The sequence below is a fragment of the Rothia sp. HSID18069 genome (assembly GCF_003989155.1).
Taxonomy (GTDB): domain Bacteria; phylum Actinomycetota; class Actinomycetes; order Actinomycetales; family Micrococcaceae; genus Rothia; species Rothia aeria.
The window spans coordinates 992,033-1,008,507 of record NZ_RBMG01000001.1 but is presented as its reverse complement, the minus strand read 5'-3'; the positions used below and the strand labels follow the sequence as shown (position 1 = coordinate 1,008,507).

10 protein-coding genes and 1 riboswitch are annotated in these 16,475 nt (G+C 52.2%); of the genes, 3 read left to right on the top strand and 7 right to left on the bottom strand.

The window, feature by feature from the left end; all coding sequences use genetic code 11:
- The first annotated feature begins 41 nt into the window (after positions 1-41).
- The 3 genes from D8M41_RS04380 to D8M41_RS04370 all read left to right on the top strand — a co-directional run bounded on the left by D8M41_RS04380 (position 42) and on the right by D8M41_RS04370 (position 5,637).
- The gene (locus D8M41_RS04380; protein WP_126926470.1) at positions 42-1,898 is read left to right on the top strand and encodes an ABC transporter ATP-binding protein; all 1,857 of its coding nucleotides are present in this window, start codon (positions 42-44) and stop codon (positions 1,896-1,898) included.
- Positions 1,891-3,681 (top strand): ABC transporter ATP-binding protein, encoded by a 1,791-nt coding sequence (locus D8M41_RS04375; RefSeq protein WP_174232408.1) that lies wholly within the window; start codon positions 1,891-1,893, stop codon positions 3,679-3,681. The genes D8M41_RS04380 and D8M41_RS04375 overlap by 8 nt, the downstream gene beginning before the upstream one ends.
- A gap of 91 nt (positions 3,682-3,772) precedes the next feature.
- Positions 3,773-3,896: riboswitch (TPP riboswitch) on the top strand.
- 97 nt (positions 3,897-3,993) lie between these two features.
- Positions 3,994-5,637, top strand: a complete 1,644-nt coding sequence (locus D8M41_RS04370) for a bifunctional hydroxymethylpyrimidine kinase/phosphomethylpyrimidine kinase (RefSeq protein ID WP_126926469.1) — start codon at positions 3,994-3,996, stop codon at positions 5,635-5,637.
- Positions 5,638-5,759: 122 nt separating this feature from the next.
- Here D8M41_RS04370 and D8M41_RS04365 read toward each other — a convergent pair whose 3' ends face one another.
- From D8M41_RS04365 to D8M41_RS04335, 7 genes are all read right to left on the bottom strand, one after another.
- Complete coding sequence (locus D8M41_RS04365; protein ID WP_126926468.1) at positions 5,760-9,176, bottom strand: DEAD/DEAH box helicase family protein; 3,417 nt, start codon at positions 9,174-9,176, stop codon at positions 5,760-5,762.
- Between the two features lie 747 nt (positions 9,177-9,923).
- Positions 9,924-10,958, bottom strand: coding sequence for a DUF3644 domain-containing protein (locus tag D8M41_RS04360; RefSeq protein ID WP_126926467.1), 1,035 nt, complete (start codon positions 10,956-10,958; stop codon positions 9,924-9,926).
- A gap of 10 nt (positions 10,959-10,968) precedes the next feature.
- Positions 10,969-12,123, bottom strand: a complete 1,155-nt coding sequence (locus D8M41_RS04355; protein ID WP_126926466.1) for a restriction endonuclease subunit S — start codon at positions 12,121-12,123, stop codon at positions 10,969-10,971.
- Positions 12,123-13,631 (bottom strand): type I restriction-modification system subunit M, encoded by a 1,509-nt coding sequence (locus tag D8M41_RS04350; RefSeq protein WP_126926465.1) that lies wholly within the window; start codon positions 13,629-13,631, stop codon positions 12,123-12,125. The genes D8M41_RS04355 and D8M41_RS04350 overlap by 1 nt, the downstream gene beginning before the upstream one ends.
- Before the next feature lie 219 nt (positions 13,632-13,850).
- Entirely contained in the window at positions 13,851-14,402 is a 552-nt protein-coding gene (locus D8M41_RS04345; RefSeq protein WP_006887312.1) for an NAD(P)H-dependent oxidoreductase, read from the bottom strand.
- A 197-nt stretch (positions 14,403-14,599) separates the two neighbouring features.
- Positions 14,600-15,394 carry a slipin family protein gene (locus D8M41_RS04340; protein ID WP_006887346.1) on the bottom strand — a complete coding sequence of 265 codons (795 nt, stop codon included), beginning with the start codon at positions 15,392-15,394 and terminating at the stop codon, positions 14,600-14,602.
- A gap of 268 nt (positions 15,395-15,662) precedes the next feature.
- The gene (locus D8M41_RS04335) at positions 15,663-16,475 is read right to left on the bottom strand and encodes a transposase (RefSeq protein WP_126926571.1); all 813 of its coding nucleotides are present in this window, start codon (positions 16,473-16,475) and stop codon (positions 15,663-15,665) included.

The following is a 16,475-nucleotide window of genomic DNA, read 5'->3' as shown; positions in this document are numbered from 1 at the left end:
CTGAATGTATACGGAGGGGACGGCAGATAGCGAATACGATAATGACAGAAACAGCGGAATCAGCAGAACAAAACACCACAGAAAAAACAGCACACACCCACACAGACGCAGAAAACACACCCCAGCATCCCGTAAAAGCCCCCGCCGCAGACGAGCTGAAAAACAGGGTGTCATTACGGGTAACCCCGCCAGGGTACCGCTACCCCTGGCACCGCTGGGTGATTCCCATGGTAGGCGAAACCACGGCGGGTGTGGGCGCCGTCCTTATACCCGTTATTGTGGGCGTTTTCATTAACCAGCAGATCGTTGGCAACACCGCAGTTGCATGGCCGCTTTTCTGGGTGGTTGTAGCATCTATCATGGTGATTGCAGCCAATGAGTACTTCGGGTGGGGCGCTTCCCTCAGATTTGGATCGGAACTCGACCGGGACTGGCGCACCTATGTGAATGGTCTGCTGGGGCGTTCCCTCGCGAAAGCAGACCCCGGTGAGATGGTCACCGTTATGACGAAAGACATCCGGCGCGTCACTAACCTCTTTTTCTCCGTGCCGCTCTTCGCCAACGCTATTATTGTTGCCGCAATGGGTGCGGTAATGCTGTGGCTCATTAGTCCGCTCACTGCCATTATTACCTTCGTCGGAACTTTCATCGTGGTTGGTGCGCTCATCCAGTACTCTAAATTCCTGGAGAACAGGGTGGGTGTATACCGCACTAAAGATGGAGAGAACTCATCCCGTGCCTCAGACATCGCCACCGGGTTACGCACTATCACCGGGTTAGGGGCCGAACAACAAATGCGGGCACGCTACCGTGAAGGTGCTAACGCAGTGTTCGACTCCCTCATGGCTTATGAACGTATCCGCCGCTGGATGTTTTTCGTACGCGTACTCCTCACCGGCATAGTCACCCTGCTTGGTGTGGGGTTCGCACTTACCGGCCATGTTGAAGAAGGACGCTGGGTGCCTGACGTGCACGCCGCATCCCTGGTGACTGTTGCCTCCATTATCTCCATGATGGGCGGCCCCATCTGGATCTCCCAAAACTTCATCACAGAATGGCGGTACGCAAAAATTGGTCTGGCAAAAATAGCTCGGCTTGAAGGGTATGCGGGTGTTCGAAAAGGTGTGCTGAAAAAACCGCGCACAGACACCGAAATGGAGGAACTACAGGCAGAGGCCAACGCCCACGAAAGCACCACCCGTGTGCGGGTGCGAGAAGTATCAGCGCAAGCAGCCAACCAGCACATCATCTACATTAACCCGCGTGCGCACAATATGACCGCCCAAGACTATGCGCAGGCGCTCACCGCAGCACTACGAACCGGCAATAGCGTAGAGACACCCACCCCGCACAACACTCAAACGGAAGAGCGTGTGCTTCTGAGTGAATCAAACCCCATGATCTTCGCCGGAACCCTGCAAGAGCACCTACGCCTAGGGACCGTGCCGCCCGCCACCGCAGAAGCCGCCCGTGCAAAAGACGAATTTTTGCTCAAGATCACCGATTCCCGGGAAATTGCGCACCGGTTAGGCGGGCTCGACCCCGACGACTACTATGCTGCCCGCATCACCAGTGAAGGGGCTAACCTCTCGGGCGGGCAGCGCCAACGTTTAGCACTAGCCCGTGCTCTCGCCCAAGACGCCCAGATTCTCGTACTCACCGAACCCCTCAACTCAGTTGATGAGCCCAGCCAACGCTACATCTACGACCATTTAGAGCAGCACGTGGGCCAACCGGGGCTGCTCGAAAAAATAGCAAAAATATACATCGTCTCAACCACCGCCGAAGTGGTGCGCCGTATTGAACGCGACGGGTACGTGGTTGTAGAAGACGATGGCACCATCAAACCTTCAAGCACCACCGACAAACCCAAGAAACAGGAGGTGAACCGTGGCTAAACTACCCACCGAACCGCCCGAAGCAGTAGCCCGCATGATGGGCGCATATATTATCCACCACAAGGGCAGGGCAGCTTTCACCTTCTGCATATACCTATTCGCCAGTGTGATGGGCGCGGTCGTGCCCCTGCAGATCGGGGCTGTAGTCGATGAGGTGGTCGCTGGGAAATACACGGAATACCCGTGGAAGCCGCTAATGATTATTTTCGCGGCAACCTTTGCGGAGGCAATACTAATCTGCATCGCCATGTACAGTGCATCCCGGCTAGGTGCGCTCGTCACCCGAGAAGCCAGCATCGACACTATTGACGCCGCCCTTGACCTTGACGCGCGCACCGTCGAAGAATCCGGCAGTGGCGATCTGCTCACCCGCGTAACCGACGATCTCTCCTCGGCCTCCAACGCGGTCAGCTTCGATCTACTCGAAATCCTGTTCGTGGTGCTCTACTTTGTTGTTTCAATGGCCTCACTCGCAACACTGAGCATACCCATGAGCCTTATTTTCCTTCCCATGATTGTGGGGCTCGCGGTGCTCATGCGCCACTACCTGCCGCGTATGGCGCAGAAAAACCAGGTCGTGCAAGAAAACACGAGTGAACTCAATAGTGTGCTCACCGAAAACGTGCGCGGTGCCGCCACCATCCGTGAACTCGGGGTGCACTCAAGCCGTGAGAAAGTCTTCGATGACGGGAACAGGCACCGGTTCGAGGCGACCCTCCAAATGCAGCGCCTACGCCAAAGGTTCTACGTACTTGATGCCCTCAACGCCTGGTTTCCCACCATTGTGTGCCTGCTGTGGGGCAGCTTCTGCGTCATGCAAGGCTGGGCCAGTTGGGGTGCGGTGGCCACCGCCTCCATTATGGTGTTTAGCCTGCGCGTTATGGCAGATATTCTGGGGCATCACACTAACAATATTCGTCTGATGCTGGTGAACATGGGGCGCGTCTTCGGCGTGGTCAACCTGGCGAAAGCACAACGCGAAAAACGCACCGCAGAACGCAACGCAGCCCGCGAGAAGCTGCGCTCCAACCCGAATGAGGCGCCCGTCGATACGCACCTTATTGAACGAGCCGAAGCCGCCGGGCACTTCTCGCACGCCATCGAATGCCGTGGGGTGTCGTACGGGTACTCCTCCCAGGCGTTTGTGCTGGAAAACATTAACGTCACCATCTCACGCGGGGAGTGCCTGGCGTTGGTGGGCCGCTCCGGGTCAGGAAAAACCACCCTGGCACGGCTGATCGGCGGCTCGCTCACCGCACGAGAGGGCACCATCAGGGTGCTCGGCAAGCCCGTAGGGAACGGTGATTTCCCCACTGATGCGCATGTGGATGGCCGTCCCCGTCTGCTTGTATGCACCCAAGAGGCCCACATCTTTTTCGGTACGGTCGCCGATAATTTCACCGCCGTAGCCCCAGAAGCCACCGAGCAGCAGATCGGCCACACCCTAGATGCGGTGGGTGCCCGCTGGTGGCGCACCCTCCCTAAGGGGTTGAACACGCAGATCAGCGGCGGCGATTTTGAGCTGACCCGTGACCAGGTGCAGCAGCTGGCGCTGGCACGCATCGTACTGGCAAACCCGCACGCGGTGATCCTTGATGAATCGACCACGCAGCTTGAGCTGGTGGATGCGACCGAATCTTTACGCGCGGTCTTAGCTGACCGTGCCGTACTGATTATTTCCCATGATGCGCGTATCGCCTCCCTCGCTGACCGTGCTGTGCTGCTGGAGGATGGGAAAATCACTGCCGAAGGCACCCCAACCGAGATTTTTGAGCTGACCTAGCGGCGCGACCAAACAATAAGGCCCACATATACCCTGCGCCCATATATTACGGTGCACCTGCGGCACCCCAGTAGTGGGTGTGTTAGAGTGAAGAAGCGATATGGGGTGCCCCGAACCCACCGGTATACACGATATGATGCCGTGGCGCGGGCTGAGAAATACCCATTGAACCTGCTCTAGTTAGAACTAGCGAAGGGATATCGAACCATGGCAGAGCAGCCTTAAATCTTATTTCTCAAACACCGAACAACCATTCTTTTATACTGTGGTGCGCCAGCAGCGATGCCGTGCCGCCCCAAGGAGACTATAGCTATGACGCTACTAGACACATCGATACCTCGTGTGCTTTCCATTGCCGGAACCGACCCCACAGGCGGTGCTGGAATCCAGGCTGACCTCAAATCTATTGCCGCAAGCGGCGGTTACGGTATGTGCGCCACAACCGCGCTTGTCGCACAGAACACACAGGGGGTTCGCAGCATTTTTGCTCCACCTACCAAATTTTTAGAGGAACAGCTCGCGACAGTTTTCGACGATGTGACTGTGGATGCCGTTAAAATCGGTATGCTCGGCGATGTCGAAACCATCACCACCGTCAAGACCTGGCTTGCAGAACATCCGGTACCAGTGGTGGTACTTGACCCGGTGATGGTTGCCTCCAGCGGTGACCGCCTGATTAGTCAAGACGCCGAGCAGGCACTGCGTGAATTGGTGGCGCAGGCAGATGTTATCACCCCGAATATCGCCGAACTCGCGGTGCTCTGTGAGAGCAACCCTGCCCAGACTTTGGAGGAGGCTCACAACCAGGCAGCCCAGCTTGCCGGGAGCACCGGCACGATCGTGATTGTTAAGGGCGGCCATTTGACGGGGGAGGACGCCGGAAACTCGGCTGTTTTCCCTGATGGAACTCATACACATGTGGCTGTTGCCCGCATTCAAACGAAGAACACCCACGGCACAGGGTGCTCGCTCTCATCAAGTCTTGCTACCCGCCTTGGACTTGCCCTTGTGAACGGCAATAATGAACTGAACGCGCGAGTACTCACGAATGCGCTGGCATGGAGCACCCGGTGGCTCAACGAAGCTATTATCGCGGGTGAGGCACTGCACGTGGGCAACGGGCAGGGCCACGGGCCGGTTGATCATCAGACACGCGCTCGCCGTTTGGAGCGTGCAGCCGATACGAAACCGTGGGAACACTTGTATGCTGCTGAAGAGCTTACAGGTGAGAACCCCAAAAACTTGGTGAAACCCGCGCAGCAGAAACCCCCAGAGCCGAAGGTAACTCCGGCGGGCCCGTGGACCGCCGCCCTGTGGGAAGCCACCGGTGATATTTGGCGAGACATTCTCGATTTGCCGTTTATTCGCGGGCTGGGCGACGGCACGCTTGACGAGGATTTATTCGGCTTCTACCTTGACCAGGATGCGCAGTATCTTGCCCAGTATTCTCGCGCCTTAGCTACTCTTTCGGCACGTGCCAGCTCATCGCAGGGACAGGTGCATTGGGCGGCGGGCGCTCAGGCGGCGATTGTTGAGGAATCGCTTCTGCACGATGAATGGTTGGCGGCGCATCCTGCTATTCCCGCGGAGCAGGGCGGTATTCGGCGCGGTGCACCTTCGGCAGTGACAATGGGGTACACGAACTTTTTACGTGCTACTGCCGCTGGCGAGGATTATGTGGTGGGCGCAGCTGCGGCGCTTCCATGCTACTGGCTGTACCTTGAGATCGGTTACCGGCTCTTGGGGAAAACCCACGAGGAACACCCGTATAATGCCTGGATTTCGGTGTATGGCGGCGAAGAGTTCGCTGCAGATGTGCGCCGCTGCGTGGCGGTTGTTGAGGAAGCATTCGAGCAGGCTTCCCCCAGTCAGCGTGTTGCTGCTGCCCAAGCGTATATGAGCGCATGTCTGTACGAGCGTGACTTCTTCGACCAAGCACACCGGGCGTTACGGTAATAGCTGAACCCCTGCAATACACCCGAAGAACATAAACATGTTGCCCACCCGGATTCTGCAGACCGGGTGGGCAACATGTTTATGTGAATAAAACCATGTATTTAAGCGGATTACATGTATTTTTATGTATTTTGAGGTATGCCCTGGTTGAGAGCTTGCACAGTTGCTGCAACATCTCCTAGCCACGTGTAATCTAGCTGGCGGGTATCCACATAGGGTTCCCCAAAGATTGAGGCAGGCTCAACGGTACCATGCTTAACAAGTGCATCTGTCAGCATGGTGACGAGGCGTATTTGTTCTTCCGTTGCATCTTCTTGGATAAAAACTTTGAGGTGTTCTTGAACTGCTTCAAGGCTCATTCCCATTATTGACCGCAGGAATAGCCCAAGGTTCGGGTGGGATTCATGCATCGTAAGAATGTCAGTAACTGTGAACTCACCGGATGCCACGAACGCGGCGTCTAGTTCTTGTTCGTCTTCTTCGGTGAGGGCATATCCGTCCCGAGCTTTTTGCACCACAGCCATGCCCATAAGTGTCCGCATACGGTGAGCTATTTTTGCTTCGAATTCTGTGGGATCCACAGTGCCGGTGGTATTAGTCTGAATCTGGGCTTCTACACTTTCGAATGTGGTGTCAGCAAAATCTGTGTAGAACACTTTTCGCTCGTGCTTAGGCAGCAGGTGAATAATGCCGCGTACGTCTTCACGGATAGCTTCAAGGCGCGCGAGGGACACTTGCTCGTTCCATGCCTCTGAGAGCACATAGTCAAGGTGCGCTTTCTGCTTTTCAATGGCGGGAACCCTGTCAATCAATTCGGTGAGCGCCACCGCAATATCGCGGATACGCTCTAGACGTTTAGCGGCCGCAGCACTATTTCCTTCGACCAGATCTAACTGTAGAGTACGTACCGTGAGGTCGAAAGTGCGTGCTTCAGGGCTACCATCACCAATGTTGCCGCCGAGCTCTGCAAGGGAGAGCACATGTGCCTGACTCTGCGCATCCAGCTTAGTTGACCACACGTTTTCACTACTGAGGGCCTGAACAGCGGTAAGGTGTTTACGAACGAACGGACTTTCAGTATTTAACGAGCAGACAAACCCGCGCAACTGCTGTACCACTGCGGACCGTAGCACCTGGTAGTCGGCTTCTGCCACCTGACTATTCCCGGGGGAGTCGAGAGCGGTTAATAACGCCAGCGTGGTTTCGAGGGTGCGGGCCGCCTGCGATTTTTGGATGGTTCCTTCGGTGGTGGCAAGCTCATTGTTGAAGAACTCAATGTTTCGGCAGCAGTCGAATACCAGGAAGTCTTGCTTATGTGCGCCGGGCCCGAATATATCGGGGCATAGGCGAGTTCCACGCCCGATCATCTGCCAGTATTTGGCGTACGAACGCACTGCTTTGAAGAACACTAGGTTCAATACCTCGGGCACATCGACACCGGTGTCTAGCATGTCTACGCTAATGGCTACCTGTGGCATTTTCTGCGGGTCTGAGAAATCATCAATTAGTGCCTGTGCACGTTCAGTGCTGTGCGTGATTACGCGCGCGAATGATCCTCCGTAGTGTGGGTAGAGTGCATCAAACCGGGCTTTTAGGTATTGGGCGTGGTTCTGGTTGTGAGCAAAAATAATCGTTTTGCCCAGTTTATTACCGTTTTCAACCCGGTGTCCGCGTGTCATGAGCTCGTTAATCACATGGTCTACGGTTTGCTGATTGAACAGGTAGGTGTTAAGTAGCTGGGGCTCAATGTGGGTGGGTTTTTCGTCTGTTTCTTCGTCCCAGTCGATGAGATCCCATTTTTCTTTTTCCTCATCGGTGAGGGAGTCGTAGCGGATCCCTTCGGTGAGGAACTCGGTACCTAGGTTAATACCTCGTGGCGGCACCAGGTACCCTTCAGCCACGGCGGTTTCGAGCGGGTAATGGTCGGTTGGTTCGCCTTTATTCAGCTCGAATAGGGCGTAAGTATCCCTGTCTACTTCATCTTTGGGGGTGGCGGTGAGTCCAACCACGAGTGAGTCGAAGTATTCGAAGATTTGCCGGTATTTGGCGTAGACAGAGCGGTGTGCCTCGTCCACAATAATTAGGTCAAAGAACCCGGGCGAAAATTTACGCTGGTCAATGAGGGACATGATAGTTGGGTAGGTGCACCCATACACGCGCCCACTGGCGTTTTTATCAGTGAGCAGGTTGACCACGCTCAGCTCGGTTTTGAATTGTCCACGGAATGCGTTCACTGCCTGGGTGACTAGGTAAATACGGTCAGCTAAAAATAGCGTGTTTTTAACCCACCCGGCATCTGAGAGCATTTTGACGATTGCCATGGAAGTGCGGGTTTTACCAGTTCCGGTTGCCATGACCAGCAGAGCACGACGGCGGTTTTCTTCATCAAAGGCGTTACCGACAGCTCTAACAGCACGAATCTGGTAGGGGCGGTCAACAAGGGCTTCGCTGATGGGAGCGTTTTTGAGGGACTTGGCGTTGCGGCGCGCGTGCATGCGCTCCAGGTCGTCGCGGGTGGGGAACGCCAGGATAGCACGCGGTGGGTAGCCGGGTTTGCCATTGGGGTTGTGCTCCCATTTGTCCCAGAGGGTGTGGTCTGCGCCGTTGGTGGTGATAATGACGGGGTACACCCCGTACTGAGCGTACAGGCCACGCGCATAGAGTTCGGCCTGGTATTGCCCTTCGCTCGGGTCTCGTTTAGTGCGTTTTGCTTCGATGACCGCCAACGGTTTACCGTCAACGCCCCAGAGCACATAGTCTGCGCTTCCTGTCCCGAGCGTGCCGTCTTTGCGGATGGGGATGTTGGGTACGGGCACTTCTCGCAGGTTTTTAGCGGCGATATCCCACCCTGCGACTTCAAGCTCATAGTCGATGAGTGCGGCGCGGGTTTGTGCCTCGTCGTAGTCACGGATGTCTGTGGAGGCGGTGCCCGTGAAGGTGTGTTTGAGCCGTTCTTCGAGCTGGGCTAGGCGTTCTTGTAGGGCCTTGTTCTCTGTGTCTTTTTGGGCGAGTTGAGCCTGATGGGTTTTGCGGGTTTCTTCAAGTTCTTCAGCGAGCTGGATGAGCTCTTTTGACGTTTTAGGTTTAGGCGCGGTGCCTTGTATGTGCGGCACCTTGGCGAGGTCGAATACGGTGCGGGGGTCAATGTTTATTTCGTGGGGGCAGTGGTAGCGCACCGCCCAGATGAGTAGATGGTGCAGATCTAGTACGGCTTGGGCGGCGGCCTGTGGGGTGATGCGTTTGCCGTGTGCGGCGTCGTTGCCGATTCGGCGGATTAGGTGCATCTTAGTGGTGAGAGCCGGTACGGTGATGAGACGCAAGAACTCGGGGTTGCGTAATCTGTCGTTGAGGGTTGCATCGACCTTACCGTAGGGTAGTGGGATACTACGTACCCGGTACAGATAGTCGATGAGCTGTTCTAGGGTGATGCGCGAGTAGATTGCGGCCATAGGCGCATCAATGCGCAGGGCGCTTTCTGCTTTGAGAGCGTTCTGGTGCACCTCTGGGATGCTGATAGTGAGGAAATCAAAGTTGCTCATCGGTGTGCATACCTCGCGTGCGGTGAGTTGATGATACGCTTCAAGTGTACAACCCTCAGGATGCTGATAAGTTTATTCTTGTCACCGACATTGAAGCTGGTATTACCTGATCAAGGGTTGTTACCTAGAGACTAGAGAGTCCTACCTTGGAGCAAACTAGATGGAAGTACCTTCTGATCTCAAAAAATGAGAACTTGCTGGAAACCGTAGTGGATTATGCTGTAGTGTGTAGAGTACAGAGGCCAACTCGTGATGGACAAAAGCTGGGTTCCCGAATGGGAGTAAGGCTGGTGCTGAGAATTTCCTTTGCTCCTGGGGTTGGTCTCTGTAAAATATTTAGGGAGAGTTGTATTTCGGGCATCTTGCCCCTCGCATGTGTGACGAAAAAACAGCTATCTACTCTGTAAGAACATATAGTGGTGAAAGAAAGAACCAAACACCAATCACACACAAAAACCATTAGTTTCTCACCATAGATCTGGGCTCACCATCATCCAAGTTATGTTTATTTAGCGGGAAATACCGCTGGCTTGGGTCTAACTCACTAAATTATTTGTGTCTTTGAACGGGACACCATTAACACTCACCGATCGTCGGTGTCACAACCCGGATAGGTTCCTGGATCTGAAGGATATGTTGGCGGATAAAGGCGATAATGGGCCAGTTCTAGTCAGCCCGGTATGAACCTCGCCGACTCTGCGAGGGAGGCCTCTAATAATGGATAACTCTCATAACCTTCAAGGATTACTAAATTTTTTCCTTAAGTTTTTCAATAAGGATATCTAAGTTTGGTTCATTTGTAACTATCTCTACGGCGCAGTCAACAGCTTTTTGTGAGTAATAGTACCTTGAATTTTCTAAAGGTCTTGATTCATCATAAGAAAACTCTTGATTATTTTTCATATCATGAAATTGGATAATTAATTGCCAGTGGTAACTGTTAAATCTACTGCCATGTCGATCCTTATAGACTAAAGATACACCATCTTTTGCAAGTTTATTATTTATGGCATCTATTGCCCTATTGTGCGTGTAAGGAAATTTATTGCGTGGGTGTACAACTTGATTTATTTTTTGGATTTTGCTATTTGAAGATCCGTCGATGGATACAGATATATCCGCCTGAGATTTTTTCTTCGTTATATAAAAATTTGTATTTAGTGATTGAGAATATTTTGCATTTCCTTCTGTGTTTTTCTCATAAAATGAGTTTATAGAATTATTTCTATTGATTATTTTCTCAACTGTTTCAGGGGGATATTTAACTCTGATTTCCTCCTCATTAAAATCCTGGCGTGGGGCAGATATAAGTAAAAAGTTGTCAGGAAGAAAATCTGATGTCCGCTCCTGGTGTAGTGTAAATAGCAAATTTGAATAATTATTCACGCATGCCTGAATTAATGATCCGTATATAAGTTCATACTCTTCAACGATAAAATGTGTGTTTGTATTTCTAAGGTCGATAATTTGATTTAGATTTTGAACGATTGGATCTTTTAAGTTTGAGAAAGAAAATCTAACGCATTGTTCGAGTGAAATAGTTCTATTTGGGTTATCTGTATAGAATATTTTCTTTCCATCATGTTTCTTTATTAAGTGGGATTTGAGCATAAGTTCCCATGCGTTGCAGAGAAAAATGGAACATGCTTCTGAGCGGTATTTAATTGTTGGTTTATTCATAAGCTCAATGGAAAGAAGAAATGCTTCTTTGGATTTTTCTAATAACCTTTTTGCGAGTTCTTTATCGTTTTCAGAATGAATTGCATATTTATTTTCTGGCATATTCGACTCCTTAATGGGTGAAGAGATTGGATTGCAGGAAGGAAAAAATATCTTGAGAGACTTTTAGATGTGCTCGGACTAAAGCTTTTTCAGATTCAACAGAATCAATTTTCTTAATGAGTTCATACTGTATCTTCAGGTCAGGTACAGGAATCATAAGATCACTTCCATATTGTTTGGCGTTGATATTGGGTTGAGCAACTGCTTTCTGTGCCCTTTTTACCCATGAATCATACTCAGAAGTTTGTGTATATCTATACACAAACTCCGGTATAGCTATTGAAGGATCTGGGTGATATTTAATGAGATAACCTGCATATACATAGTTGTTAGAATTATCTCTGTGAATGTAGGTCTTCCCAACCGTTGCACCTGAACGCGCGAATAGAAGGTCACCAGAGTTTACAAAGTATTTCTCCCAATCTGAAAAGGTACCTGAAGGCGATTTTGGTTTTTTAGAAAGCGAACCGTCGCTTAAGATATCTGTTATCCGGATGTAACGGGGTAAATCTACCTTGTAATCCTGACTTGGTACATTGGCACCATATCGACCTTTTGCTCCACAGATTTGGTCCAGAGTCATGTAAGTAAAATCTGTACTAGAAATAGTTTCTTGAAAAATAGCTATTGCGAGCTCGTCGAGGGCGGCGAGCTGGCGTTCACGTGCCTCTTGGATCGATTTTGCCTTATCTAGAATAGAAACAATACGCTTTTGCTCTTCTAACGGAGGAAGTGAAATTGAGATTTCTAGAAATTTATTTTCTCGCACACGGTTCTGCCCCGAAGAGCCAGAACTTGCTCGTTCTAAGGTCGGACCAAAATTGTTTGAAGTTAGTAGTTGAATAAGATACTTAGGTATAACCTGGGTTTCATCTACGTCAAAAAGTGGAAATTCGTTAGTTACAACTACGCCTTCAAGATCATGAGGAATTAACGCTATAGCTCCTTTGCGTGCCCAGATACGAGACAATACAAGTTGCCCCGTATGTCCGATGTACCCTGTAAAAGCTTTGGGGACCTTGCCATCTCCAATTTCACGTTGCAGAGCTCCTTTCCCATAAAGCCTAACTGAAATGAGTTTAGCTTGTAGAGGATCTTCCACAAAAATTTTTTCTTTACGCTGGGTAAGTACATCCCCCAGCTTCACCATACGTACGTTGTTCACTAGCTCAATAGCTCCTTTAGCTCTGCCATAGAAACACGAATCTGTTCATCCAGCTCCTCTAGCTCGGTAATAATTTCGGCGGGGGAGCGATACTCCACCTCTTCGTACTGTATCTCCTTGTACCGATTCAGCGACAGGTCATAACCTTGCTCCGCAATCTCGCTTTTCGGCACGCAGAATGACTGCTCGGTGCGGGCACGCTCACGCTCAGCCTTAGCCGTCTGCTTATTGTCCCCATGTAGTGCAGTCCACCGCTCCAAAACATCAGGAAGGTCATTTGCTTTTACTGGTGCACGCTTATCATCCAGGCTAAACCCGTCAGCCTGCACATCATAAAACCACACATCATCCGTGCCGCCCGAATTCGTTTTTGTGAAAAACAAAATCGCCGTAGAGACACCCGCATACGGCTTAAACACGCCCGACGGCAGGCTCACCACCGCATCCAGCTTCTGATCCTCAACCAGCATCTTCCGCAGCTTCTTATGCGCCGTCGACGAGCCAAACAGCACACCATCCGGCACAATCACCGCCGCCCGGCCACCCGGCTTAAGCAACCGCAAAAACAGCGCCAAAAACAACAACTCCGTCTTCTTCGTCTTCACCGTAGACTGCAAATCACGGGCCGTCTGCTCATAATCCAGAGACCCTGTAAACGGAGGATTAGCCAAAATCAACGAATACTTCTCAGACTCACCCGCCGCCCCTTCGGACAGCGAATCCCGGTACTCCACCAGCGGGTTCTTCACCCCGTGCATCAGCAGATTCATACTCGCAATACGCAGCATCGTCGAATCGAAATCAAAACCATGGAACATGTCACGGTGGTAGTGGTGTAACACCGCCGCATCCGTCAACTCCTGAGCAGAATGCTTACGCACATACTCATTTGCTGCCACCAAGAACCCAGCCGTACCACATGCCGGGTCACAAATCGTATCAGCCGCTGCAGGGGCCACCATATCAACCATCAGGTGAATAATATGGCGGGGCGTACGAAACTGCCCATTCGTCCCAGAGGCAGCAATCTTCGAAAGCATATACTCATAAATATCGCCATTCGTATCCCGATCATCCATCGGAATAGCAGAAAGCGGATCAACCACCTTCGCCAACAGCGCCGGGGTAGGAATCGTAAAACGAGCCTCGCGCATATGCTGGGTGTAGCTCGAAGACTCACCACCAAGGCGGGCCCCCAACCCCTTAATAAACGGGAACACCTCGTTTGCCACCGTCTCATACATAGTCATCGGAGACTCATTCTTAAAATTATGCCAACGCAGATGCTCCTCACTCGGCCGGAACACAGGGTCCTTGAGAGCATAATCAGGGTTAACTCTTCTCATAGCAGACACCTGCTCCTCCTGGCGTAACTGCTCATCATCGAGAAAACGCACGAATAGAAGGTAGGTGATCTGCTCCATCACCTCAAGCGGATTAGAAATACCACCCGACCAGAACGAATCCCAGATCCGGTCAATCTTGCTCTTAATATCTCCGGTAATCACAGAAACTAATTGTACCGCCACCCAAACCGAAACACCCCCGCCGTTGTTGCCACCGTGCTCAAACAATACCCCAGCCACATACTTGCCGTACCAGGCTTATTGTTTTGAGCCAACAAAAGAAGCCCCTTCGCCCGAATCAAACAGCGGAACATGTGTACACCGTTTGGATTCGGGGGAAGAGGCTTCTTTCCCCTCAATACCACAGGGGAGAGGCTGCTGCTAACCCTGCTGCAGGGTCTCCAGCACAGCTATCAGCTTCTTACCGTGCTCAACACCAATAGCATGAACAGCCTCAGTGTTACCCGGGTCGCTCGTGGTGCCGTAGCTAAACAGCGGCTCAAGCAGCTGCATACCAGTGAACGCCGCAGTGTTCGCGTAGTCGGCAAAGGCCGGGGGCAGCTCGCTCGGCAGCATGTTCTGGTAAATATCTTCAGCGGCGCCAGCGGTTGCCGAGAGCAGGAACTTCTTACCCTGCAAAGCGGTACCATCAGTGCCGTATGCAAAACCGTACTCGAACACGTCATCAATCCACTGCTTCAACAGTGAAGGCACCGAATACCAGAACACCGGGAACTGCAGCACCAGAACATCATGCTCCACTAGAGCCTTCTGCTCAGCTGCAATATCAAACTTGCCGTTCACACGAGTTTTATCCAACTCACGCACAGTCACAGCATCACCAAAACGCGCTTTAACTGCTTCAAGGGCTGTTTTGTTCGCGGTGGACTCTGGCAGGTTAGGGTGGCCCGAGACGATGAGGATCTTAGACATGTTCATTCCAATCTAGAGAGAAGTAAACAGAAGTAAAAAACTTCTGACGTTAAGCATAACCCGCAATAGTTACTTTTATATTGCTGCATCTACGCTCACAGTGGAACCACGCAAAAAGCCCGAGGCGGTTCGATCCACCCTATCAAGAAACAGGGCAGAAAACCACTTCGGGCTTCAACGGAATAACTGCAGAAAAGCTACTTCTTATCCGTAGAATTCTCGCCTGTGGCACCCTTTAAAGCGCCCATAAGCGGCCCCACAATATCCAGCGGAAGCGGGAATACCACCGTCGAGTTCTGGTCGGCGCCCAGCTCCAGCAGGGTCTGCAAATACCGCAGCTGCAAGGAGGCAGGCGAGGCGCTCAGAATATCGGATGCCTCCTTCAGCTGTGAGGATGCCTCAAGCTCACCGCGAGCCGAAATGATCTTTGCGCGGCGCTCACGCTCAGCCTCAGCCTCACGAGCCATTGCGCGCTGCATGGCCTCAGGAATCTCAATATCCTTGATCTCAACCAGCTCGACTTTAATGCCCCACGGGCGGGTGCGTGAATCAATAATGCTCTGCAAATCCGCGTTCAAATCATCGCGGTGCGCCAGCAGCGTATCAAGGTCTACGCGGCCCAGCAGCGAACGCAGCGTAGTCTGAGCAATCTGCGAGGTAGCAATCGGGTAATTCTCCACCTTCAGCACAGCATCTTTCGCGTCGACCACACGGAACAGCACCACAGCATTCACACGGGCCGGAACGTTATCTTTAGTGATAACCTCCTGCGGGGGAATAGTAAGAGTAATCACACGCATATCTACACGCTGCAACGAGTCAATCAGCGGGATCACCATATTAATACCGGGCTTCAGCTCAGAACGCAGATGGCCGAAACGGAACGAAATGCCGCGCTGATATTCAGGAATTACCCGAAGCGTGCGAATAATCAAAAACGCAAGAATCAGGATAATCGGGATAACGATCGAAAGAATAGTGAGAGAATCCATGGTGTCCTCTAAAAATTGTGTCTAACAAGGCCGCAGGAATGGCCCGCATAGGTGCTTTAGACAATGTGTTGAGTTGTTAATAATCGCAGGGTACAACCACCGGTGGGTGCACCCCAAACCTGTTTTAACCATACCGGCCACAATCACAGAACGTAAGGGCGCCCACTCCCATATGTTCAAGCTTTAGCCCGGAAATAAGAGGATGCGCTTCCCAGCCTGCGCGTCGCATGCAACAGCACGCACAGGCCGGGGTGCACATCCAGCCAACCTAACTATTTGCTTCTTCGAGGTTTTGCTCCTGAATAACCTCAGCCGTGGTCTTATGCAGACGCGGGGTAGAAGTTCCCTCGCCGCTCCAAGCTGGCCGATCAGGATCAATAGTTGATGACGGACGCACCGGCAGCTGGGCCGAAGCGATCATCTGCTTACGGGCGTCATCGGTGCGGCGTTTACGCTCATTGCCCACGCCGCCCCACTTCGCAGCGAACCGGTCAATCTTTGTAGCAACCGATTCGTCCGCGCTTGAACCCGGAATATGTTTCGGGTCGGCTGCGAAGTTCTCGGGTGAGCGGATGAGCTTAATCGCCAGCGGGTACGTCAACGACAGGCAGACTACCACCGCAGACAGCTCAATGAGCAGCTCAATGGGGGAGTGCCATCCGAAAGCAGCCGCAACCATAATGACCGGGCCGAATAATGCCACCGCAACCGCCAGACCACGGTGGAATTTCCCCGACTCCGAATACGGCCACTCATCAACCTCACGGGTGAGTTCACGCCCGTTCGATGAGACAGTGCAGGTGTCCTTAATGGGGCAGGTGTTGCATACGCTGGGCTTAGCCCGGTAGCGCATCACACGGTTATCCGTGTCAAACGCTACCGGCCACAGCCACTGGTCTTCCGGGCACAGCCAGGCGTCATTACTTTCGTGGTAGGTGAACCCGAACGTTCGGGACGCCACAAAACGCTGACTGGTGCGTTTCGCGAGGATATCGAAACCCCAGCCGACGGCGACCAGACCCAGCGCGTACACGCAGGCCAGCCACACCATCATCGAAACCCCGGCAAACTGTTCAGGCAT